The following is a 21,405-nucleotide window of genomic DNA, read 5'->3' as shown; positions in this document are numbered from 1 at the left end:
TCCGCCGGCGCCGACTGGAAGACCAACCCCAAGACCCAGATCAAGTGGGCCTACGACTACATGAACTCCCGCTACGGCAGCCCGAACGCCGCCTGGTCCTTCTGGCAGACCCACCACTGGTACTGAGCCGACCCCGGCACACCACCAGCCCGTCCGGCACCCCACCACCACTCCCCCACCGCCCCGGCGGCCGGACAGGAACCACCAGGGGCACCCGGAAGGGGCCCGGCAGGCGTACACCGCCGCCGGGCCCCTTCCGGGCATTCCGGGACACCCGGAAGGGGCGTCGGCCCGGAACTGCGGCCGGATCTCCCGGCCGGTCGTCGGCGCAGCGGGCGTGGGTGCGGAGGCGCCGTCTGCCCGGCGGAGACGGGTCGCGTTCGGCGCTCGCACGGACGGCCCGGTGGACGGCCGCACGGCTGCGGCCACCGCCGTCGCGTCCGTCGGCCGTCACGCCCGTCCGCGGGGGTGCCCGGGGTGCCCGGACAAAGGCTCAAGGCTCGCGGAGCCCGGCCGCGGGCGGCAGGGGTTCACCCCAGGTGCTGCACCATGGTGTTGCTGAAGAGGTAGCGGTACCCGGCGTCGCGCAGCGCCGCGTCGTGGTCGGCGCTGTGGCCGCGCGAGGTGCCGCGCAGGAAGGCGAAGCAGGCTGCCGACTGCCCGGTCACGGCGTCCATCCGGCGCTTGGGGGCGAAGATCTCGCGCTCGAAGTCTTCGGGCGTGACGATGTTCGCGGTCTCCTCGTGGCAGGCGGTGTGCGGGGTGACGACGTGCCGCTCGCCGAGTGCCGCGACCTGGTCCCAGGTCATCGCGAGGCGCTCGCCGCGGACGTCCTCCGGTACGAGGTCGATCTCGTGCGCCTCCGCGAAGTCGTACTGCTCGGCGACGGGCACGTCGAGGAAGCCGGTGGCGATGAAGAACCAGGCGGTGAGGCCGGCCTTCTCGGCGAGCGGGGCGGCGACCTCGGCGTTGTTGCGGTAGCCCTCGTAGAAGACCGGGATGAGGCCGGGCCGGTCCTTGTGCCAGAGGCCGGTGGTGCGGAACCGGTCGAGGTCGTCGAGGCCGACCGGCGCGTACCGCTCGGCGTACGCGGCGAGCTCGGCCTCCAGCTGCTCGCCGTCGGCGGCCGGCGTGTTGTGGTAGTTGACGACGCGCAGGAAGCGGCCTTCGGCGAAGGCGCGCGCCTCGTCGGCGAAGCTGATGTCGCGGGCGGTGTTCACGGGGTGTCCTGGGGCTCGAAGTGGGCGATGGCCATGACCTGGAGGACGTCGATCAGGGCGGCCTGGTCGTCGTCGGCGGAGCCGGGTGCCAGCTCCTCGCGGTAGTGCGCGATCAGCGGCGCCAGGGCGGCGCCTTCGGCGCGGGCGCGCCGGTCGGCGACGGGGCCGGCGCCGTCGAACTGGAAGGCGAGGAACATCGGGATGCCCTCGCGTTCGAGGACCCGCTCGTGGCAGGCGTCGAGCACGGCACGGGCGTCGGGGACGGGGACGGGGACGGGGACGGACGAGGGGGAAGGACTGCGGTTCACGGCGGTCTCCGGTGGTTCGCGGTGAGGGTGGCGGTGCGGTCGCGGTCGCGGTCAGGCGCAGCGGGCGCCGGTGCGGTCGCGGTCAGGCGCAGCGGGCGCCGGCGGTGCGGTCGGCGGGTGCGGCGACGACGCGCAGGAGGCGGGCGGCGGCGGCGGTGACGGCGTCGCGGGCGGGAGTGAGCCAGCGGCGCGGGTCGACGGGGAGGCCGGTGACGGGCGGGTTGCGGACGGCGTCGCTGAACGCGACGTTCAGCTGCGTCCCGATGTTGATCTTCGTCATGCCGCAGGTGACGGCCCGGCGCAGGTCCGTGTCGGCGACGCCGGAGGAGCCGTGGAGGACCAGCGGTACGGGGACGGCGTCGCGCAGTTCCGTGATGAGTGCGTGGTCGAGGCGGGCCGACTGCTCCGTCATGGCGTGCGAGCTGCCGACGGCGACCGCGAGGGCGTCGACGCCGGTGAGCCGGGTGAACTCGGCGGCCTCGGCCGGGTCGGTGCGGGCGGTCGCGGAGTGGACGCCGTCCTTGCCGCCGATCTCGCCCAGTTCCGCTTCCAGCCACAGGCCCTCGGCGTGCAGCAGGCGGGCGGCGCGGGCGGTCGCGGCGACGTTCTCGTCGTGCGGCAGCCGGGACGCGTCGAACATCACCGAGCCGTAGCCGTGCGCCGCGGCCTGTTCGACGAGCGCGAAGTCGTCGACGTGGTCGAGGTGGAGGGCGAGCTCCGCGTCGCTCTCGTGGGCGATGGCGGCGCACGCCGCGGACAGCGGGGCGAGGGAGCCCTGGTAGCGGACGGCGTTCTGGCTGACGGCGATGATCGCCGGCAGGCCGGTGAGTTCGGCGGCGGCGGCCACCGCACGGGCGTGCTCGAGGGTGATGACGTTGAAGGCGGCGACGCCGGTGCCGGCGGCGCGGGCCCGGGAGACGAGGTCGGCGGTGCGCAGGAGGCTCATGGGCGGGGTGCTCCGGGGGTGCGAGGGGGCAGGGGGCCGGTGTCGCCGACGGTGGTGCGGGCCAGCAGCTCGGCGAAGAGGGCGGGCGAGACGTCGCCTGCGAGCGGCGACGCGACGGCGGCGGCCGAGAGGGCGACCGCCTGCCGGAGGCGCTCCGGCCACGGCGTGCCGAGGGCGAGACCGCAGGCGAGTGCGGCGACGGCGGCGTCGCCCGCCCCGGTGGGGTTGCCGCGGACCACGGCCGGCGGTGCCGCGTGCCAGGCCCGCCCGTCGGCGAGGAGGGTCATTCCGTCGGCCCCGCGGGAGGCGGCGACGGCGGCGGCACCGGCGTCGAGCAGCAGCGCGGCGTCGCGGGCGACGGCTCCGGGGGTGGCCGCGGTGGCCGCCTCCGGGCCGTCCGCGGTGCCGGGGCGCTCCGGGCGGCGGTAGTCGGCCAGTTCCGTGGCGTTCGGCTTGACCAGGTCGGGTCGGGCCGCGATTCCGGCCCGGAGTGCCGGGCCGGAGGTGTCGAGGACGACCGGTGCGCCGGCCTCGTGGCAGCGGTGCACCAGCTCGGCGTACGCGTCGGTGGGCAGGCCGCCCGGCAGGCTGCCGGAGAGCACGACCACCGACGCCCGGCGGGCGAGGTGCCCGAGCCGGTCGGTGACGGCGTGCCACTCGTCGGCGGTGAGGCGGGGGCCGGGTTCCCACAGGCCGGTGGTGCGGCCGTCGTCCTCGACGACGGCGACCGTGCGGCGGGTCTCGCCGGCGATCGGCACGACCTCGGCGGGCACTCCGGCGGCGGCCAGGTCGGCGTGCCAGCCGTGGGCGGTGCTGCCGCCGACCGGGGCGAGGGCGATCACCGGCACGCCGAGGAGGTGCAGCACCCGGGCGACGTTGACGCCCTTGCCGCCGGCGCGCGCGTGCACCCGGTCGGGCCGGTGCTCGCGGCCCGGGTGCAGGCGCGCCACGTGGTGGGTGACGTCGAGGGCGGGGTTGAGGGTGACGGTCAGGACGGGGGCGTGCGGCGGGGTCAGCACGGGACCACCACCACCCCGGCGGCGTGCAGCCCGCACCGGACGGGGTGGGCGGCGTCGGCGTCCGTGACCAGGGTGGAGATCCGGCCGACCGGGGCGAGCCGGATGGGTCCGCGCCGCCCGAGCTTGTCGGCGTCCGCGAGCAGCACGAGGCTGCCGCCGGCCTCCAGCAGGGCCCGGTCGGTGCGCGCCTCGCGGACGTTCGCGCCGGTGAGGCCGGTCTCCAGGTCGATGCCGAACGCGCCGGTGAAGACCTGGTCGATGCGGAACTCGGCGAGGGCCTGCTCGGTGAGGTGGCCGAGCAGCGACTTCTCGCGGTGCCGCAGGAGCCCGCCCAGCACCACCACCGCGATCGACGGGTGGCGGGTGAGGGAGTGGGCGATCGCGAGGGAGTTGGTGATCACGGTGAGGTTCTCGCGGTCCACGAGGTGGCCGACCATGGTCTCCGTGGTGGTTCCGCCGCTGATCAGCACGGTGGAGTCGTTCCGGACGAGGGCGGCCGCCGCGGCGCCGATCCGCCGCTTCTGTTCCCGGTGCTCCTCGGAGCGGGACGACTGGTCGGGTTCCAGGTCGTCGGCGACGAGCGTCGCCCCGCCGTGGACCCGGTGCAGCAGGCCCTCCTCCTCCATCTCCCGCAGGTCGCGGCGGACGGTGGACGGGCTGATGCCGAGTGCGTGGGCCAGCGCGCCGACCTGGACGGTGCCCTGGGTGCGCAGGTAGCCGAGGACGAGCCGGCGCCGCTGCGGGCTCAGCAGGTGGTCAGTAGCCGTGGACACGGTCCACCAGGTTCAGCAGCGGGCGGCCGTCGAGGTGGCGCGCCAGGTTGTCGGTGACGAGGTCGAGCACCTGCCGCTCGTAGTCGGGGGAGAAGCCCGCGACGTGCGGGCTGACGAGCACGCCGGGTTCCGTCCAGAGCGGGTGCCCGGCGGGCAGCGGCTCGTTGTCGAAGACGTCGAGGGCTGCGCCGGCGAGACGACCGGAGCGCAGCGCCGCCGTCATCGCGTCCTCGTCGGCGATGCCGCCGCGGGAGACGTTGATCAGGACGGCGCCCGGCTTGAGCGCGTCGAACGCGGCCTTGTCGATCATGCCGCGGGTCTCGTCGGTGAGCGGACAGGTGAGCACGAGGTAGTCGCAGCGGGCGAGGAACTCGTGCAGGCGCTCCGGCGTGTACAGCTCCGCCGGGTCGTCGCCGTCGGCGGTGCCGAAGAACTCTCCGGCGCGCGGGGCGGCGCCGCGCCTGAGGCCGAGCACGGTCATCCGGTGGGCGGTGGCGAGCCGGCCGATCTCCCGGCCGATCCGGCCGTAGCCGACGACGCCGACGGTGGCGCCGGCGAGGCGGCGCGGCATGAGGGTGTCCCAGCGCTCGGCGAGGCTCGGCCAGCGGCCCTCCTGCTGCACGGCGATCATGCGGGGCAGCCGGTGGGCGAAGCCGAGGACCGCCATCATCACGTACTCGGCCATCGGGACGGGCGAGATGCCGCCGATGGAGGTGATCGGGGCGGGGCCGTCCCAGACGGGGGTGCCGCGCAGGTGGTCGGCGCCGGAGGTGTCGAGCTGGATCCAGCTGAGCCGGGGGGCCTGTCCGGCGGCGGGGAACACCGATCCGGTGTGCAGGACGTCGGTGCGGGCCCAGACCTCGGCGGGTACGTCCTCCGGGGTCCCGGCGGTGATCTGCTCGACCACCAAGCGGGGCGAGACGGCGCGCAGCTCGTCGAGCCAGGCCTCGGGGAAGGACAGGGTGGAGAGGTAGTGGACGGTGTCGCGGTCGGTGTGCTGGCTCATCACTTGATTCCCGATCGGGCGAAGCCCTGGACGAAGTAGCGCTGGAAGCAGAGGAAGATCACGACCATGGGCAGGACGCTGATCAGGGCGAGCGCCATGATCGCGCCGTAGTCGGAGGTGTACTGGCCCTGGAGGAAGAGCAGGCCGACCGACAGGGTGTAGAGGTCGTGGTCCTTGAGGACGGTCAGCGGCCAGGCGAAGTCGTTCCACTGGTTGAGGAAGGTCAGCAGCGACAGCACGGCGATCAGCGGCTTGCTCAGCGGCAGGACCACCGAGACGAAGGTGCGGATCTGGCCGGCGCCGTCGCAGCGGGCGGCCTCGATCACCTCGTCCGGGATGGCGAGCATGAACTGCCGGGCGAGGAAGATGCCGAAGGTGGCGGAGGCGGCGGGCAGGATCACGGCCCAGAACGTGCCGAACATCCCGAGGCTGCCGACCATCTTGAACTGCGGCACCATCAGCACCTGCAGCGGCACGGTCATGGTGCTGACGAGCACCAGGAACAGCGTGTTGCGGCCGCGGAAGCGGGTCTTGGCGAAGACGTAGCCGGCCAGCAGGTTGACGGTGACGGTCAGCGCCACCACGCACACGGTGACCACCACCGAGTTCATCAGCCAGGTGCCGGTCGGCAGGGCGAGGACCGTGCGGAAGTTCCGCAGGGTCGGGGCGGTGGGCCACCAGTGCAGGTCGGCCGAGTAGAGGTCCGTCAGCGGCGAGAACGCGGTGAGGACCATCCAGTACAGCGGCAGCAGCATCACCAGGCCGACGGCGGCGGCGAGCAGGGTGCGGGCCACCGGGACGCGGCGGCCGGGGCCGGCCGCACGGGTGGTGCGGGGGGATCTCGCGGGGGGAGCCATGGGGAGGGGGTCCTTCCGGGCGGCGGGCGGGGGGCGGCGCGCGGGCGGGGAGGGGTTCAGCCGACGGTGTCCCGGTTGCGGCTGAACCTCCACTGGAGGGCGGTGAAGGCCATGACGACGACGAAGAGGACGATGCCGATCGCGGCGGCGTAGCCCTGCTGCCGCACCTCGAAGCCGTTGTGGTAGGCGTACGTCACGAGGACGTCGGTGGCGTGGCCCGGGCCGCCGCGGGTGAGCACGTAGACGGTGTCGAAGACCTGGAACGAGAAGACGACGTTCATGATCAGCAGGAAGAAGGTCGACGGGCCGAGCATCGGTACGGTGACCAGCCGGAACTGCTGCCACCCGGAGGCGCCCTCCAGGCGGGCGGCCTCGTACAGCTCGGGCGAGATGCCCTGCAGGCCGGCCAGGTAGATGACCATGTTGAAGCCGATCCGCGTCCACAGCGTGACCAGCACGATGGAGAACATCGCGGAGGCGCCGTTCGTCTGCCAGGACAGCCCCGGCAGGCCGAGCGAGGTGAGCAGCTTGTTGGCGAAGCCGATGTTCTCGTCGAACATGAGCGTGCCGATCAGGGCGGTGGCGACGCCGGAGATCACCATCGGCAGGTACACCAGCGTGCGCCACAGGATGCGGCCGGGCAGGACGGAGTTGAACAGCACCGCGGCGCCGAGGCCGAGCGCCATCTCCACGGGCACCGTGCAGACGCAGAAGACGAAGGTGTTGAGGAACGACTGCCAGAACACCGGGTCGGCGAAGAGCGTGCGGTAGTTGCCCAGGCCGACCCAGGTGCCGGCGTCGAACCCGCTGCTCTCCCGCAGGCTGAGCACGAAGGCCAGCACCAGCGGGATGATCAGGAAGACGCCGACCAGGAGCAGGTTCGGGCTGAGGAAGGCCCAGGCGGAGGCGGACTCGCGCAGCCGCCTGCCGCGCAGGCGTTCCGCCATCGGCGGCCTGCCCGGCGAGGCGGTTGCGGTGGGGCGTCTTTCTCCGGTCACGGTGATGGCCATGGTCGCTCCGATCAGGGGGGATGTCAGCCCGCGAGGGCCTTGCGGGTGCCGGCGGCGATCCGTTCGACGGTCGCCTCGGAGGACTGGCCGCCGACGAAGGCGGCCTCCAGTTCGTCCTGGAGGACGGCGTTGATCCGGCCGAACGCGGGGACGGCGGTCTGGGCGGTCATCTCCGGGGTCAGCACGGTCGCCTGTTCGAAGAAGACACCCATCAGGTCGGGCCTGACGGCGTACGAGAAGTCGGCGTCCAGCAGTTCGCCGAGGGTCGGCAGGACGACGGTCTGCTCGCAGAAGGTGCGCATCGCGGCCGGGGTGGCCAGGAACTTCGCGAACTCGACGGCGAGGTCGGCGTGCTCGGTGTGCCGGGTGACGACGACGGTGTTGCCGCCGAGGTCGGTGGCGGCCGCGGCGTCGCGGGGCTGGAAGGTCGCGCCCCACTGCTCGTCCTTGAGGGCGGGTGCGATGGTCGGCAGCATGAAGTCGCCCGCGAAGGTCATCGCGACGGTGCCCGAGGTGAAGAGGGAGTCCGGGTAGCCGTAGCTCTTCACGCCGCTGTTGGGCGGCACCAGGCCGCGCTCGAAGAAGCCCTTGGTGAAGTCCATGGCCTTCCGGGCCTGCGGCGAGGGGATCGCCGGCGCGGTGAGGCTGTCGTCGAGGAGGCGGCCGCCGGCCGCGAAGAGCCAGGTCAGCCAGCGGTAGGCGCCGCCCTGCTGCCAGTCGTAGGAGAACGGGTAGACGTTCGGGGGGAGCTTCGCCTTGAGGCGCCCGGCGATCTCGTCGAACTCCTCCCACGTCCAGGCGTCGTCGAGCCGCTGCGGCACGGAGGTGATCCCCGCCGCCTCGAACATGTCCTTGCGGTAGAGCACGGCGGTGGTGTCGGTGTGGTGCGGCACGGCGTACGGGCGGCCGTCGTGGCAGACCGCGGCCCAGAACGCGGGCAGGAAGGCCGCCCGCTCGGCGGTGGTGAAGTAGGGGGACAGGTCGAGGAGCTGGCCGTTGCCGCTGTACATGCCGAGGGTCATGTAGTCGCAGCGGAAGAGGTCGGGTGCGCGGCCGCCCTGCAGCTGTGCGTCCATGTCGATGAACATCTGCGCGTACGGCTCGATCTGCAGCCGGACCCGGACACCCGGGCGGGTGCTCTCGAAGGTGGCGATCAGGGAGCGGAACGCGGCGAGCTCGGCGTCGCTGCCCCAGGTGGCGAAGGTGAGGGTGGTGCGCCCGTCGCCGCTGTCGGTGGAACCGGTGAATCCTGAGCGCCGCGCGTAACCGAGCCCGATGGCGCCCGATGCGGCGCCGGCCAGCAGAGCACGCCTGGTGAGGGACATCGCGTTTCCTTGGGCCGTGAGGTGGGGGACGGCCGCCGAGGGAGGCGGTTGCGAGATTTCTAGTTCGCCCGACGGCAATCAGTCAATAGCGCGCAGAGATTGCTTGTTTTTGCTCATTTGAGCTTGACTCGTGGGTGTTCGGCTCCCTAGCGTCGTCACCGAGGCCGGCTGCTCATCCGTGACTGCTCACCTGTGAGCGGCCGAACACCGCGGGTCCTCGGCCCCCGGCGCCTCCACCCCACCGTACGAGCCCCCCGAAACGAGGCGATGCACCCCATGCCCGGCCGACCCCTGCCCGGCCCCTCCTGCGACCTCCTGGTCCTGGGCGAGCTCAACGCCGACGTCGTCGCCGACTGCGGCGACACGCTGCCCGCCTTCGGCCAGGCCGAACAGCTCCTCGACCGGGCCGCGCTCACCCTCGGCAGCTCCGGCGCCATCACCGCGTCCGCCGCGGCCGCCCTCGGCCTGCGCGTCGCGTTCGCCGGCGTCGTCGGCGACGACCCGCTCGGCACCTTCGTCCTCGACGAGCTCGCCGCCCGCGGCGTCGACGTCTCCGCCTGCCGCCGCCTGCCCGGCCGTGCCACCGGCATGACCGTCGTGCTCAACCGCACCGGCGGCGACCGGGCGCTGCTCACCTTCCCCGGCACCATCCCCGACCTCGCCGTCGCCGACGTGCCCGGCCACCTCCTCGACGGCGCCCGCCACGTGCACGTCAGCTCCTACTACCTGCAGGACGCCCTCCGGCCCGGCCTGCCCGCGCTGTTCGCCACGCTCGCCGCCCGCGGCGCCACCACCTCCCTCGACCCGGGCTGGGATCCGTCCGGCACCTGGGACCACGGCCTCGCCGACGCCCTGCGCGCCGTCCGCTGGCTGCTCCCCAACGACCAGGAGCTGCGGCACATCGCCGCCGCGCAGACCGGCACCCCCGGCACCGCGGACCCGGACGCACTCCTGCGGGCCGTCACCGCGCTCGGCCCCGGCATCGCCGCCAAGCTCGGCGCCACCGGTGCCGCCGTCCTCGACCGGCCCGCCACCGCGGGCGGCACCGGCGCGGCCGGACGCGTCACCGTCACCCCGGTCACCCCGGTGGACACCACCGGCGCCGGCGACAACTTCAACGCCGGCTTCATCGCCGGCCTGCTCGACGGCGCCGACCCGCACGACGCCCTCGCCCGCGCCGCCGCCTGCGGCTCGGTCTCCGTGCTCGGCTTCGGCGGCACCGGCCGCCACGCCGGGCCGGCCGAGGCCGCGGCCCTCGCCGCCGACCTGCCCCGCACCCCGCTGCGGTGACCGCGCCCGCCGCGGACCGCGCACCCCGCCGACCTGCCGTCCCCGACCAGGAGAACCCCATGACCGTGCCCACCGAGATCCCCGACACGATCACCGCCCGCGAGGTCGCCACCCAGCCCGACGTCTGGCACCGGGCACTGACCGCCGGGCCCGACGCGTACGCCGCGCTCCCCGCGCCCGGCACGCCCGTCCTCGTCGTCGGCTGCGGCACCTCGTACTACGTCGGCGACGCGTACGCCCGGCTGCGGGAGAGCGCGGGCCTCGGCCGCACCCGCGCCGTGATCGCCTCCGAGCTCGACCGGATCGGCGACGACGAGACCGTGCTCGTGATCTCCCGCTCCGGCACCACCACCGACGTGCTACGGGTGATCGGGCGCGTCGCCGGCCGCAACCCGGTCGTCGGCGTCGTCGGCACCCCGGGCTCGCCGATCGCCGACGCCTGCGACGCGACCGTCCTGCTCGACTACGCGGACGAGGTGTCCGTGGTGCAGACCCGCTTCGCCAGCACCGTCCTCACCGTGCTGCGGCACTCCCTCGGCCTCACCCCGGACGGCGTCGCCGACCAGGCCCGCACCGCCCTCGCCCGCCCGCTGCCCGGGGCCGGCCACACCCAGTTCGTCTTCCTCGGCACCAACTGGACGGTCGGCGTCGCCCAGGAGGCCGCGCTGAAGTGCCGCGAGTCGGCCGGCGTCTGGACGGAGGCGTACGCGCTCTGGGAGTACCAGCACGGCCCGATCTCCGTCGCCGGGCCGCACACCCTCGTGTGGTCGCTCAGCCCGGTGCCGCAGGTCGTCGCGGACGCGGTGCGCGGCACCGGCGCCACCCTCGTCGAACCGGAGCTCGACGCGATGGCCGAACTCGTCGCCGTGCACCGGCTCGCCCTGCGGCTCGCCGCCGCGGCGGACCGCGACCCGGACACCCCGCCGCACCTGTCCCGCTCCGTGCAGCTGGTCTGAGCGGGCCCGCCGTGCCGATCGTCCACGTCACCGCACCCGCCTCCGCCGACGGCCGCGACCCCGAACGGCTCGGCGCACTGTGCCGGGCCGTCGCCGAGGGGCTCGGGCTGCCGCACGACGCCGTCGTCGCCGTCCTCACCCCCGCCACCGCGACCGTGACCGGCGCAGGTCCGCTGCCCGCCTGGCCGCTGGCCGTCCTGCACGGCCGGGCCCGCCCCGCGGACGCCGTCCGCGCGGCGCTGGCGGGCGCCGCCCGCGCCCTCGCCGACGGCTGGGGGGTGCCGCCCGACCAGGTCTGGGCCGAGTGGCGCCCGGCCGCCGGGCACGAGATCGCCGCCCTGGCATGACCGGAGGCCGCACACCCACGGGTGTGCGGCCTCCGCCGTGGTGCACGGGCGCCCGCGTCAGACCTGCACGACCGTGACGCCCGCCGAGCGCAGCGCCGCGACCTCGTCCGCCGGCGCGTCGGTGTCCGTGAAGAGGTACGTCATCCGTTCCGGCCCGGCGATCCGCACCGGCCCGCGCACCCCGAACTTGCTGCTGTCCGCGAGCACCGCGACCCTGCCCGCCGAACGCAGCAGGAACCGGTCGGTGTCCGCCTCCTCGACGTGCGCGCCGGTCAGGCCGCGCCGGTCGACGCCGTACGTGCCGACGAACGCCATGTCGACGCTCAGCTCGTCCAGGGCCTCCCGGGTGAGGTGCCCGAGCAGGGACATCTCGCTGTGCCGCAGGTACCCGCCGAGCACGACGACGTCGACCTGTTCGTGCTCGGAGAGCGCGAACGCGATCGTCAGCGAGTTGGTGACGACGGTCAGCTCCGGCACGTCCACCAGGAACGGCACCATCGCCTGCGTCGTGGTGCCGCCCGTCACCATGATCGTCGAGCCGGGCTCGACGTGGCCCGCCGCGGCCCGGCCGAGGCGCTGCTTCTCCACCGAGAACGCCTTGCTGCGCAGCTGCCGCACCGGCTCCTCGCTGCCCTCCGGTGCCACCGCTCCGCCGTGCGTACGGGCGAGCAGGCCCTCGGACTGCAGGTCGGTGAGGTCCCTGCGGATGGTCGACGGGCTGACCTTCAGCCTGCGTGCCAGCTCGCCGACCTGCGCGACCCCCTCGCCGTGCACCAGCTGCACCAGCTGCTTCCGCCGCTCGGCGCCAAGCATCGTCATCTCCCCGCGCTCCTGTCCCGCCCCGCCGGCCGCATCGGGACTTCCGCCCCTGTCCGGACGGGCACTCATTATGACCGGTGCACCGGTCGGCGTCACGGCAGGTGGCACCGCGTGCCACCCCGGTGCGGCGGAGCCGCCCGCGTGTCCCGTCACGCGGGGCGCTCCGTCCACGGACGGACCGAGCCGAGCACCGCGGCGCCCGGTGCGCCGAGGCCCGCCCGGCCCGTGTCGAACAGCCGCAGCGCACCCGTGGAGATCTCCGCGGGGGTGTGCCAGCGCGGCCCGCCGGGGCCGTCCGCCCAGCCGAGCAGCAGCCGCCGGGCTTCCGGGAAGGGCATCTCGCCCGCCTCCGGTGCGGCCCAGGCGCTGGTCAGCAACAGGACGGCCGGGCCTCCCCCGCCGACCCGGCCGAGCATCCCGGAGACGGCCCCGGCCGGGGCCGCCGGGCAGTACAGCAGCGCGCCGGTGAACGGCCCGAGGGCGTCCGCCACCGTGTCCAGGGCGTCCGGCAGCCCCGGGTCGCGGACGTCGGCGGCCAGCGGGCGCACGGCGTCGCCGCACTCCCGGGCCAGGTCGGCCAGCGGGCCCGCCCGCCGGGCCAGCGCCGACACCCGGTGCCCGCGCCCGGCCAGCGCCACCGCCGCCGGGCGCAGCACGCCCGTCGCGCCCACCACCAGCACGTGCCCCGTGCCTGTCGTCCCCGCCATCTCCACTCCTCACGTCCTGCTCGTACAGCGTCCTGTCCGTGCGACGCCCTGTCCGTACAGCGGCCTGCCCGTACGACGTCCTGTCCGTACGCCCTGCCGGGCCCGCCGGGGCGGACATGCGGCAGGGCGGGCCCGGGGGGGATCGCCCCCGGGCCCGCCGTCCGGCCGTCGCCGGGTACCGGCCGCGGGCGTGGTGCCCGCCCGCGGCCGGTGGTCACGGTGCGCCCCGTGCGGGGCGCGGGTTCAGAACGCCTGCTTGGGCACGCCCGCGGGCGACTTGCCGCGCAGGAAGCCGAAGTCGGCGCCGCGCGGTGCCTGCTCGACGTTCTCCACGTACAGCCGCAGGTAGCCGCGGTCGGTGTCCGGCACCTCGGGGGGCCGCCAGTCGGCGCGGCGGCGTTCCAGCTCGTCCGCGTCGACCTCCATGTCCAGGGTGCGGGCCGGCACGTCGAGGACGACGGTGTCGCCGGTGCGCAGCAGGGCCAGCGGGCCGCCGACCGCGGCCTCCGGGGCGGTGTGCAGCACCACCGTGCCGTAGGAGGTGCCGCTCATCCGGGCGTCGCTGATCCGCACCATGTCGGTGACGCCCTCCTTGAGGATGCGGGCGGGCAGCGGCAGGTTGCCGACCTCCGGCATGCCGGGGTAGCCGCGCGGTCCGGCGTTGCGGACGACGAGGACGTCCTCCGGCCGGACGTCGAGGCCGGGGTCGTCGGCGTCGGCGAGGTACTCCTGCAGGCTGTCCCAGACCAGGGCGCGGCCGCGGTGGCGCAGCAGTTCCGGCGAGGCCGCGGACTGCTTGATCACGGCGCCGTCGGGGGCGAGGTTGCCGTACAGCACGGCGATGCCGGATCCGGCCGGCTTGACCGGGTTGTCGAGCGGGCGGACGACCTCGCGGTCGAAGCACTCGGCGTCCGCGTAGTTCTCGCCCAGGGTGCGGCCGGTGACGGTGGGCGCGGAGCCGTCCAGCAGCGGGCCGAGCGTCGTGACGAGGGCGCCGAGGCCGCCCGCGTAGGCGAAGTCCTCCATGAGGAAGCGGCCCGAGGGCATCAGGTCGGCGAGGGTGGGGACGTCCCGGACGAGCGTGTCGAAGTCGTCCAGCTCCAGCGGTACGCCGACGCGGCCGGCCAGGGCCAGCAGGTGCAGCACGGCGTTGGTGGAGCCGCCGAGCGCGGCGTTGGCGCGCACCGCGTTCTCGAACGAGGCCCGGGTGAGCACCCTGGACGGGGTCAGGCCCTCGCGGACCATCTCGACGATGCGCCGCCCGGCCCGGTGCGCGAGCGTCTTGCGGCGCGAGTCCGGGGCGGGCAGTTCCGCCGAGCCGGGCAGCTGCATGCCGAGCACCTCGGCCAGGCAGGCCATGGTGGAGGCGGTGCCCATGGTCATGCAGTGGCCGCTGCTGCGGGCCATGCACGACTCGGCCTCGGCGAGCTGGCCGTCGGTCATCCGGCCGGCCCGGTGTTCCTCGGTGAAGCGCCACACGGAGGTGCCGGAGCCGATGTCGCGGCCGCGGTACTTGCCGTTCAGCATCGGGCCGCCGGTGACCATCAGGGCGGGCAGGTCCGCGCTGGCCGCGCCCATGAGGTAGGCGGGCGTCGTCTTGTCGCAGCCGGCGAGGAGGACGACGCCGTCCAGCGGGTTGCCGCGGAGGGTCTCCTCCAGGTCCATCGCCATCAGGTTGCGCAGCAGCATGGCGCTGGGCCGCACCAGCGGCTCGCCCGCCGAGGTGGTGGGGAACTCGAACGGCACGCCGCCGGCCTGCCAGATGCCGCGCTTGACGTGTTCGGCGAGCTCCCGCTGGTGCAGGTTGCACGGGGTCAGCTCGGACCAGCTGTTGGCGATGCCGATGACCGGCCGGCCGTCGAACGAGTCGTCGGGCAGGCCCTCGGCGCGCAGCCAGGAGCGGTGCATGATGCCGGTCTTGCCCGGGTCGGAGAACCAGCCGGCGCTGCGCAGGCCCGGCTGCGCGCCGCCGGTGCTCATTCGAACCCCGGCAGGTGGTGCGCCTGGGCGGCGAGCAGGTCGTCGGTGAGGCGGGCGGCGGCGTCCGGGTCGGTGACGGCGCCGTCGGCGATCATCGCCTCGACGACGAGGCCGCGGTCGCCGGTCATGGCGGCCTCCACGGCGAGGTACACCGAGGACAGGCGGCGGGCCAGGATCGCCGTGAGCGGCGCGGAGAGGTCGGGCACGGCGATCGGCCGCAGGCCGCGGGCGGTCGCCACGGCCGGGATCTCCACCGCGGCGTCGCCCGGCAGGCCGGGGACCGCCCCGTTGTTGGGCACGTTGACGGAGAACATCTCCCGGCGGTCGCCGAGCACGGAGCGGATGATGCCGATGAGCTGCTCCTGCTCGCCGCCGGAGCGGTGGAAGACGCTCTCGTCGAGCGGCACCTCGCCCTCGGCCTGCGCGCGCATGCCCTGGTAGCGGTCCTCGCCCCAGGCCAGGATCTCGGGCACGGAGAAGGCGTCCACCCCGAGGGTCTTGCCGTAGTACCGCCCGCCGGGGAAGCGCTCGGGGAAGAACTCGGTGACGTGCCGGTCCGCGGCTGCCGGGAAGGCGCCGTAGCGGCGGAAGATCTCCCACGAGAAGGGGTTGTGCCAGGCCTTCACCCCCTCGTTGAAGATCGAGCCGATGTCCGCCGGGTCGGCGGGGACGGCCAGCTCGGTGTCGAGGCGCTCGCGCACCAGCGGCCACGCGTCGGCGCCGCGCCAGCGGAAGTCGTAGATGAACGTGAGGTGGTTGATGCCGGCGTACAGCGTGGACGTCTCCTCCAGCGGCTTGCCGACGAACTCGGCGAGCTCCCGCTGGATGTGGTGCATGCCGTGGCACAGGCCGACGACCGAGGCTCCCGCGTACCGCGTCATCGCCATGATGTTGGCGGTCATCGGGTTGCTGTAGTTGAAGAACAGCGCGTCCGGGGCCAGCTCGGTGACGTCGCGGGCGATGTCGACCATCACCGGCGTGGTACGCAGCAGACGGGAGATGCCGCCGGGCATGATCGAGTCGCCGACGGGCTGGTGGACGCCGTGGCGGCGGCAGATCTCGTCGTCGAGCAGCCAGCCGGTGCGTCCGCCGACGCCGACGCAGGTGACGACGAAGTCGGCGCCGGGCAGGGCGGCGCGCCGGTCGGTGGTCGCGGTGACGCGGACGCGCTGCTGCACGCCGCGGGCCTCGGCCATCCGCTCGGCGAGGCGGTGGGCGACGGACAGCGCGGTGCCGTCCACGTCGACGAGGCGGATGTCCCAGGCGCCGAGGTCGTCGGCGCCGATCAGGTCGGCGAGCAGGCCGCGGGTGAAGACGGCGCTGCCCGCGCCGATGAGGACGAGGGTGCGCCGGTCGGAGGGGGTGGGCATGAATGGCTCCCGGTGAGGTACGGAGGTGCTGCTGCGGTGCGGGCGGTTCAGGGCCGGGTGTGGACGACGGGGTTGCTGAGCCGGCCGATGCCCTCCACGCCGACGGTCACGGTGTCGCCGTCCTGCAGGTAGACCGGCGGCGTGCGGAATCCGCCGACTCCGGGCGGGGTGCCGGTGAGGATGACGTCGCCGGGTTCCAGGGTGGTGCCCGCGGTGACGAAGTCCAGCAGCTCGTCGAGCTTGAAGATCATGTCGCCGGTGGAGGCGTCCTGCATGGTCTCGCCGTTGACCTCGGCCCAGATGCGCAGGGCGTAGGGGTCGTCGATCTCGTCGGTGGTGACGAGTTCGGGGCCGAGCGGGCAGAAGGTGTCGAGGGACTTGCCGCGGGTCCACTGCTTGTCGGAGAACTGCAGGTCGCGGGCGGAGACGTCGTTGGAGACGGTGTAGGCGAAGATGTCGGCGGCGGTGCCGCGGCGGCCCGGGCCGCAGCCGGTGCCGACGACGACGGCGAGCTCCGCCTCCCAGTCGACCTGGTCGGTGAGCCCGGCCGGCACGGTGACGGGGGCGCCGGGGCCGGTGATCGAGGTCGCGTACTTGGCGAAGGTGAGCGGCACCGCGGGCGCTTCCAGCCCGGTCTCGGCGGTGTGGTCGTGGTAGTTCAGCCCGATCGCGATGATCTTGCCGGGGCGGTGCAGCGGGGCGAGCACCTCCAGGGTGTCCTCGGGTACCCGTGCGCCGGTGCGCAGGGCGGTCTCCGCGGCGGCGCGCAGCCCGTCCGGGCCGTCCGTGGTGAGCAGGGCGAGCAGCGGGTCGGCGCCCGCCGGCGCGGGCAGTTCGACCGCCTCGGCGGCAGCGCCGGCCCGGGAGCCGTCGGCGCCGTCCCCGGTGAGCAGGAACGCCGCCACACGGCCGTCGAGTCGGGCCCGTACGAACCTCATCGGTCTCTCCTTGTGATGCCGTCGGTGATCTCTGACGCTTCGGGTCCGGTCGGCCGACCGGGGTGGTCGGCCGTGCGGCCCAGAAGCAGGATTCCGCGCAGAAACGAGCAATGTCAATCGTCATCTCGGAGTTTTTGCTCATTCTTGCTCATTGACGCGTGTTTCTGCGTCGACTAGCGTCCCGACTGCACCGCGGCTCCCCTCCTCCCTCACCGGAAGGCCGGCCATGCCCCTGCCCCACCCCTCCCCATCGGTGCCGGGCCTCACCGATGCGGCGTTCCCTCCGCTCCGCGGCACCCCCGCCCTCGCACAGAGCCGCTACGGCCTGCGCGGCAACCTCGAACTCGTCGCCCCCGCCGCCGACGACGGCCTCTGGGTCCTCTGGCACAACAACGACCCCGCCGACGGACCCGAGCCCCCCACCGGCCCCCCACCGGGCGCCTGGAGCGGCGGGCTCCACTTCGCCGCCGGGCACCGCTACGACGACGTCCGCATCGTGCAGAGCGCGCACGGACCGGACCACCTCGAACTGCTCGCCCGCACCGGCCCGGACGTCCACCGCCACCGCTGGAGCCCCGCAGCGGGCTTCACCCGCGAGGACGCCCTGCCCGTCCACGCCGCAGGAGCCGTCGCACTCGCCGAGGACCCCCTCGGCACCCTGCACGCGGCCGTCCCGCTGCCCGGCGGCGGTGTCGCCCACCTCACCGCGGACCCGACCCGCTACCCGGCACTCGACTGGCGGACGCTGCGCACCGTGCCGACCGACGGCCGGGCGGACGCCGTCACCCTCGTACCCGATCCCGGCCGGCCCGGCGCCGTGCACCTGCTGGTCCGGACCGGCCCCACCGTGCACCACCTGCCGCCCGGCCCCGGCGACCCGCGGCTGCCACCCGTGCCCGCCGCCGCCCACACCGCGATCGCCGACCCGCACGACGGCCTCCGCCTGCTCGTCGCCGGACCCGACGGGCACCTGCACGTCCTGCGGCCGGGCCGGCCGCCCGCTCCCGCCGCCGGCCTCCCCGGCACCGGCCCGGTCACGGGCATGGCCGCCTCCGCGTGCTCCTTCGCCCCCGGCCGCACCGACCTCGTCGTGCTGCGTCCGGACGGCCTGTCCCACCTCGTCCAGACCCACGGCCCCGACGGCCCGTGGACCACCCGCCCGGCCCGCTCGCGCATCCGCCCCGCGGCCGACGGCGCACCCCTGCACCGCCGGGCCTGACCACCACCGGGCCTGACCACCACCGGCCCGGACCCTCCGACCACCGGGTCCTCCGCGCGGAGGACCGACAGCGAAAGCGAGAACCACCATGCGAATCCTGCTCGTGGGAGCCGGCGGCGTGGGCGGCGCCGTCACCCGGATCGCCGCCCGCCGCGACTTCTTCGACCTCATGGTCGTCGCCGACTTCGACGAGGCCCGCGCCCTCTCCGTGGCCGCCGCCACGGACGACGCCCGCTTCGTGGCCGCCCGCGTCGACGCCTCCGACCAGCACGCCGTCGAGGCGCTCCTCACCGAGCACCGCTGCGACGTGCTCCTCAACGCCACCGACCCGCGGTTCGTCATGCCGCTCTTCCGCGGCGCCCTCGCGGCCGGCGCGCACTACCTCGACATGGCGATGTCCCTGTCGCACCCCCACCCCGAACGGCCCCACGAGCTCACCGGCGTCAAGCTCGGCGACGAGCAGTTCGCGCTCGGCGACGCCTGGGAGGAATCCGGCCGGCTCGCCCTCGTCGGCATCGGCGTGGAACCCGGCCTCTCCGACGTCTTCGCCCGCTACGCCGCCGACGAGCTCTTCGACGAGATCGAGGAACTCGGTGTCCGCGACGGCGCGAACCTCACCGTCGACGGCTACGACTTCGCCCCCTCCTTCTCCATCTGGACCACCATCGAGGAGTGCCTCAACCCGCCCGTCGTCTACGAGAAGGACCGCGGCTGGTTCACCACCCCGCCCTTCAGCGAGCCCGAGGTCTTCGACTTCCCCGACGGCATCGGCCCCGTCGAGTGCGTCAACGTCGAACACGAGGAGGTCCTCCTCATGCCGCGCTGGATCGACGCGAAACGCGTCACCTTCAAGTACGGCCTCGGCCAGGAGTTCATCGACGTCCTGCGGACCCTCCACAAGCTCGGCCTCGACAGCACCGAACCCGTCAGGGTCGGCAACGCCCTCGTCACCCCCCGCGACGTCGTCGCCGCCTGCCTCCCCGACCCGGCCGGCCTCGGCGACCGCATGCGCGGCAAGACCTGCGCCGGCACCTGGGTCAAGGGCACCAAGGACGGCGCCCCGCGCGAGGTCTACCTCTACCACGTCGCCGACAACGAGGTGACGATGGCCGAGTACGGCTCCCAGGCCGTCGTGTGGCAGACCGCCATCAACCCGGTCGTCGCCCTCGAACTCATCGCCACCGGCGCCTGGACCGCCACCGGCATCCAGGGCCCCGAAGCCCTCCCTCCCCGGCCCTTCCTCGACCTCCTCACCGCGTACGGCGCGCCCTGGGGGCACCGCGAGATGTGACCCGGCCACCGGGGGCCGGAACAACGGCACCCCCCGAAGAGGTGCCCGCCGTGTCCCCCGCCGTCGTCGGCGGGGGACACGGCGGGCAGTTCACCGCCGCCCGACCGGCTGCCCGGACGCCTCCACCGAGTTCGTGTACGGGAACCACCCGGACGAGCCGTAGGGAAACGGCTCAGGGCCGGGCGGTTCTGCTCGGCGGTCGGGCGGGAACGCCGGCCCGGTCCAGGACAGCGGCCATCTCGTCCCCGGGGAGCGCAGGGTCGGCACCCGCACCGGAGGCCAGGTCGGGGACATGAAGCGCCTCGCGGAGCCGGTGGAGCGGGAGGCGCGGGTCGCCGACCGCCGCCTGGCGGGTCCGGACTTCGGGGTCATGGCCCATGTGACGGGAAGCGTCCCGGCGAGTGGGCCGAGGAACCGGCTGTCCTGCCGGGGCGGCTTCAGGCCGAGGGTGCCGGGACGTAGTGGAACCAGTCGAATGCGACGGTACCGCCGGTTGCGTACATGCCGATGACGCGTCCGGTGAAGCCCGTGGCGACCTCGGTGGACAGGTAGCGCCCCTCCAGTTCGGCGAGCGGCCGCGCGCCCGGTGCGTCGGGATCGCCGAGCCAGAAGGCGATGGTGTCGGGGCCGACGGGCTCGGTGCCGGCGAACTCGGGGAACGGGGGCACGATGTCGGCGGTGCGGACCGTCACGGTGAGGGTGAGCGGGCCCGACGGCGCCGGGCGGCGGGCCACGGTCCGGCGCAGCGGGCCGATGCGCGCGACCACGCGGACCTCTCCCCCACCGGCCTCCAGGTCGTAGTGGTGCGCCTCGTCCATGCGCACGCTCAGGCCGCCCCGTCCCGTGCCCGGGTCGAGCAGGGCGGCGGCACGGCAGTCGTGGTGCTGCTGGCGGCGGCCGACGAAGGTGTGGCCGGGGCGGTCGAGGGTGGGGCCGGTGGCGGTGAGGGTGAGCCAGCCGGTGCGCTCGGTCAGCGACCAAGAGCCGTCGGGACGGGCGTGGGGCGAGATCCAGTGGGGCGCGAGCGCGGGCGCGTCGAAGTCGTCGCGGGCGGGCAGGGCCGGGAAGGGGCACCAGGCGCCGGCGGGCGCGGGGTGGCGCTCCTGCACGGGTGCCACGGCGGGCCAACCGTGCACGTCCCATTCCACGGGGGTGAGGAAGGTTTCGCGGCCGAGCACCTGGAAGTTGGGTGTGTAGCCACGGGGTCGGGTGCCGAGCAGCACCATCCACCAGGTGCCGTCGGGCGCCGTGACGAGGTCGGCGTGGCCGGTGCTCTGGACGGGCCGATCGGTGCCGCTGTGGGACAGCACGGGGTTGGCGGGTGCGCCTTCCCAGGGGCCGCGCGGCGAGCGGGCGCGGGCGATGGACACGGCATGACCGCGTTCGGTGCCGCCCTCGGCGATCAGCAGGTACCACCAGTCGCCGATGCGGTAGAGGTGCGGTGCCTCGGGCCACTTGAGGCCGGTGCCCGACCAGGTGGGGAAGGGCCCCTCCAGTACCTCGCCCCTGACCGGGTCGATCCGGGCGATGTGGATGCCGGGGACGGTGAAGGCGCACCAGCAGGTGCCGTCCTCCTCCCATGCCAGGTCCGGGTCGATCCCGGGGAGGTCGATCCACACCGGGTCCGACCAGGGGCCCTCGGGCCGTTCGGCGGTCACGATGTAGTTGCCGCCGGCGCTGACATTGGTGTTGATCACCCAGAAGAGGCCGTCGTGGTGACGGATCGTGGGGGCGTAGAGGCCTCGGGAGGCCATGCTGCCGGGCAGCGGCAGCGGCAGTTGCCCGGGGCGGTCGAGCACGTTGCCGATCTGCCGCCAGTGCACGAGGTCCTTGCTGTGGAAGATCGGCAGCCCGGGGAAGTACTCGAAGCTGGAGCACACCAGGTAGTAGTCGTCGCCGACCCGGCACACACTGGGGTCCGGGTGGAACCCGCTGATCACGGGGTTGTCGTACGTCCGCACAGGGCGTGGTCCTTTCGGAGTGCCAGGGCTTGCCGGCGTTGACGGTGCTGGGACCGGGCAGGT

The 21,405-nt window shown here is 74.3% G+C and carries 20 protein-coding genes and 1 pseudogene; 6 read left to right on the top strand and 15 right to left on the bottom strand.

Translation table 11 applies throughout. The features are described from left to right. Positions 1-126 (top strand): annotated as a pseudogene (locus SNE206_RS36525) (lytic transglycosylase domain-containing protein); the annotation flags it as partial. Between the two features lie 404 nt (positions 127-530). Here the strand turns inward: SNE206_RS36525 and SNE206_RS36520 are convergent. The 9 genes from SNE206_RS36520 to SNE206_RS36480 form a co-directional block, all read right to left on the bottom strand. Next, entirely contained in the window at positions 531-1,220 is a 690-nt protein-coding gene (locus SNE206_RS36520) for a polysaccharide deacetylase family protein (protein ID WP_407917888.1), read from the bottom strand. Then, positions 1,217-1,528: a hypothetical protein gene (locus SNE206_RS36515; RefSeq protein WP_407917887.1), complete on the bottom strand. Its 312-nt coding sequence runs from the start codon at positions 1,526-1,528 to the stop codon at positions 1,217-1,219. Before SNE206_RS36515 ends, SNE206_RS36520 begins: the two co-directional genes overlap by 4 nt. 82 nt (positions 1,529-1,610) lie before the next feature. Next, on the bottom strand, positions 1,611-2,474 hold the full coding sequence (locus SNE206_RS36510; protein WP_407917886.1) for a class II fructose-bisphosphate aldolase: 864 nt from the start codon (positions 2,472-2,474) through the stop codon (positions 1,611-1,613). Then, positions 2,471-3,493 (bottom strand): 1-phosphofructokinase family hexose kinase, encoded by a 1,023-nt coding sequence (locus SNE206_RS36505; protein ID WP_407917885.1) that lies wholly within the window; start codon positions 3,491-3,493, stop codon positions 2,471-2,473. Before SNE206_RS36505 ends, SNE206_RS36510 begins: the two co-directional genes overlap by 4 nt. Then, a complete protein-coding gene (locus SNE206_RS36500; RefSeq protein WP_407917884.1) occupies positions 3,487-4,266 on the bottom strand; it encodes a DeoR/GlpR family DNA-binding transcription regulator in 780 nt (259 codons plus the stop codon). Before SNE206_RS36500 ends, SNE206_RS36505 begins: the two co-directional genes overlap by 7 nt. After that, a complete protein-coding gene (locus SNE206_RS36495) occupies positions 4,250-5,272 on the bottom strand; it encodes a D-2-hydroxyacid dehydrogenase (protein WP_407917883.1) in 1,023 nt (340 codons plus the stop codon). Before SNE206_RS36495 ends, SNE206_RS36500 begins: the two co-directional genes overlap by 17 nt. Next, complete coding sequence (locus SNE206_RS36490) at positions 5,272-6,129, bottom strand: carbohydrate ABC transporter permease (protein ID WP_407917882.1); 858 nt, start codon at positions 6,127-6,129, stop codon at positions 5,272-5,274. The genes SNE206_RS36495 and SNE206_RS36490 overlap by 1 nt, the downstream gene beginning before the upstream one ends. Before the next feature lie 56 nt (positions 6,130-6,185). Beyond that, complete coding sequence (locus tag SNE206_RS36485; RefSeq protein WP_407917881.1) at positions 6,186-7,139, bottom strand: carbohydrate ABC transporter permease; 954 nt, start codon at positions 7,137-7,139, stop codon at positions 6,186-6,188. A 23-nt stretch (positions 7,140-7,162) separates the two neighbouring features. Next, on the bottom strand, positions 7,163-8,464 hold the full coding sequence (locus SNE206_RS36480) for an ABC transporter substrate-binding protein (protein ID WP_407917880.1): 1,302 nt from the start codon (positions 8,462-8,464) through the stop codon (positions 7,163-7,165). A gap of 276 nt (positions 8,465-8,740) precedes the next feature. Here SNE206_RS36480 and SNE206_RS36475 point away from each other — a divergent pair, with 276 nt between their 5' ends. From SNE206_RS36475 to SNE206_RS36465, 3 genes are read left to right on the top strand one after another with little or no spacing between them, the layout of a single operon-like run. Continuing rightward, positions 8,741-9,754: a carbohydrate kinase family protein gene (locus SNE206_RS36475; protein WP_407917879.1), complete on the top strand. Its 1,014-nt coding sequence runs from the start codon at positions 8,741-8,743 to the stop codon at positions 9,752-9,754. A 59-nt stretch (positions 9,755-9,813) separates the two neighbouring features. Then, positions 9,814-10,710 (top strand): SIS domain-containing protein, encoded by an 897-nt coding sequence (locus SNE206_RS36470; RefSeq protein WP_407917878.1) that lies wholly within the window; start codon positions 9,814-9,816, stop codon positions 10,708-10,710. A gap of 11 nt (positions 10,711-10,721) precedes the next feature. Further along, positions 10,722-11,057, top strand: a complete 336-nt coding sequence (locus tag SNE206_RS36465) for a hypothetical protein (RefSeq protein WP_407917877.1) — start codon at positions 10,722-10,724, stop codon at positions 11,055-11,057. A gap of 57 nt (positions 11,058-11,114) precedes the next feature. Here the strand turns inward: SNE206_RS36465 and SNE206_RS36460 are convergent, their stop codons facing one another. From SNE206_RS36460 to SNE206_RS36440, 5 genes are all read right to left on the bottom strand, one after another. Next, positions 11,115-11,876, bottom strand: coding sequence for a DeoR/GlpR family DNA-binding transcription regulator (locus tag SNE206_RS36460; protein ID WP_407917876.1), 762 nt, complete (start codon positions 11,874-11,876; stop codon positions 11,115-11,117). 149 nt (positions 11,877-12,025) lie between these two features. Beyond that, complete coding sequence (locus SNE206_RS36455; protein WP_407917875.1) at positions 12,026-12,583, bottom strand: hypothetical protein; 558 nt, start codon at positions 12,581-12,583, stop codon at positions 12,026-12,028. A gap of 243 nt (positions 12,584-12,826) precedes the next feature. After that, positions 12,827-14,563, bottom strand: coding sequence for an IlvD/Edd family dehydratase (locus SNE206_RS36450; protein WP_407917874.1), 1,737 nt, complete (start codon positions 14,561-14,563; stop codon positions 12,827-12,829). After that, positions 14,560-15,933, bottom strand: a complete 1,374-nt coding sequence (locus tag SNE206_RS36445; protein ID WP_407917873.1) for a hypothetical protein — start codon at positions 15,931-15,933, stop codon at positions 14,560-14,562. The genes SNE206_RS36450 and SNE206_RS36445 overlap by 4 nt, the downstream gene beginning before the upstream one ends. 47 nt (positions 15,934-15,980) lie before the next feature. Further along, positions 15,981-16,871: a fumarylacetoacetate hydrolase family protein gene (locus SNE206_RS36440; protein WP_407917872.1), complete on the bottom strand. Its 891-nt coding sequence runs from the start codon at positions 16,869-16,871 to the stop codon at positions 15,981-15,983. Between the two features lie 226 nt (positions 16,872-17,097). Here SNE206_RS36440 and SNE206_RS36435 point away from each other — a divergent pair, with 226 nt between their 5' ends. Further along, positions 17,098-18,090 carry a hypothetical protein gene (locus SNE206_RS36435; protein ID WP_407917871.1) on the top strand — a complete coding sequence of 331 codons (993 nt, stop codon included), beginning with the start codon at positions 17,098-17,100 and terminating at the stop codon, positions 18,088-18,090. A gap of 88 nt (positions 18,091-18,178) precedes the next feature. Then, on the top strand, positions 18,179-19,381 hold the full coding sequence (locus SNE206_RS36430) for a saccharopine dehydrogenase family protein (RefSeq protein WP_407917870.1): 1,203 nt from the start codon (positions 18,179-18,181) through the stop codon (positions 19,379-19,381). 437 nt (positions 19,382-19,818) lie between these two features. On the opposite strand, the gene SNE206_RS36425 is transcribed toward SNE206_RS36430, so the two are convergent. After that, positions 19,819-21,342 (bottom strand): glycoside hydrolase family 43 protein, encoded by a 1,524-nt coding sequence (locus tag SNE206_RS36425; protein ID WP_407917869.1) that lies wholly within the window; start codon positions 21,340-21,342, stop codon positions 19,819-19,821. Positions 21,343-21,405: the final 63 nt, after the last annotated feature.

The sequence above is a fragment of the Kitasatospora sp. NE20-6 genome (assembly GCF_045862635.1).
The sequence above is the reverse complement of the archived record's forward strand: the minus strand, read 5'-3'. Positions and strand labels throughout refer to the sequence as shown.

Coding starts and splice junctions, on each gene's coding strand:
- SNE206_RS36510 (WP_407917886.1), bottom strand. CDS start 2,474: ATGAGCCTCCTGCGCACCGCCGACCTCGTCTCCCGGGCCCGCGCCGCC.
- SNE206_RS36495 (WP_407917883.1), bottom strand. CDS start 5,272: ATGAGCCAGCACACCGACCGCGACACCGTCCACTACCTCTCCACCCTG.
- SNE206_RS36490 (WP_407917882.1), bottom strand. CDS start 6,129: ATGGCTCCCCCCGCGAGATCCCCCCGCACCACCCGTGCGGCCGGCCCC.
- SNE206_RS36485 (WP_407917881.1), bottom strand. CDS start 7,139: ATGGCCATCACCGTGACCGGAGAAAGACGCCCCACCGCAACCGCCTCG.
- SNE206_RS36480 (WP_407917880.1), bottom strand. CDS start 8,464: ATGTCCCTCACCAGGCGTGCTCTGCTGGCCGGCGCCGCATCGGGCGCC.
- SNE206_RS36475 (WP_407917879.1), top strand. CDS start 8,741: ATGCCCGGCCGACCCCTGCCCGGCCCCTCCTGCGACCTCCTGGTCCTG.
- SNE206_RS36470 (WP_407917878.1), top strand. CDS start 9,814: ATGACCGTGCCCACCGAGATCCCCGACACGATCACCGCCCGCGAGGTC.
- SNE206_RS36460 (WP_407917876.1), bottom strand. CDS start 11,876: ATGACGATGCTTGGCGCCGAGCGGCGGAAGCAGCTGGTGCAGCTGGTG.
- SNE206_RS36455 (WP_407917875.1), bottom strand. CDS start 12,583: ATGGCGGGGACGACAGGCACGGGGCACGTGCTGGTGGTGGGCGCGACG.
- SNE206_RS36450 (WP_407917874.1), bottom strand. CDS start 14,563: ATGAGCACCGGCGGCGCGCAGCCGGGCCTGCGCAGCGCCGGCTGGTTC.
- SNE206_RS36445 (WP_407917873.1), bottom strand. CDS start 15,933: ATGCCCACCCCCTCCGACCGGCGCACCCTCGTCCTCATCGGCGCGGGC.
- SNE206_RS36440 (WP_407917872.1), bottom strand. CDS start 16,871: ATGAGGTTCGTACGGGCCCGACTCGACGGCCGTGTGGCGGCGTTCCTG.
- SNE206_RS36435 (WP_407917871.1), top strand. CDS start 17,098: ATGCCCCTGCCCCACCCCTCCCCATCGGTGCCGGGCCTCACCGATGCG.
- SNE206_RS36430 (WP_407917870.1), top strand. CDS start 18,179: ATGCGAATCCTGCTCGTGGGAGCCGGCGGCGTGGGCGGCGCCGTCACC.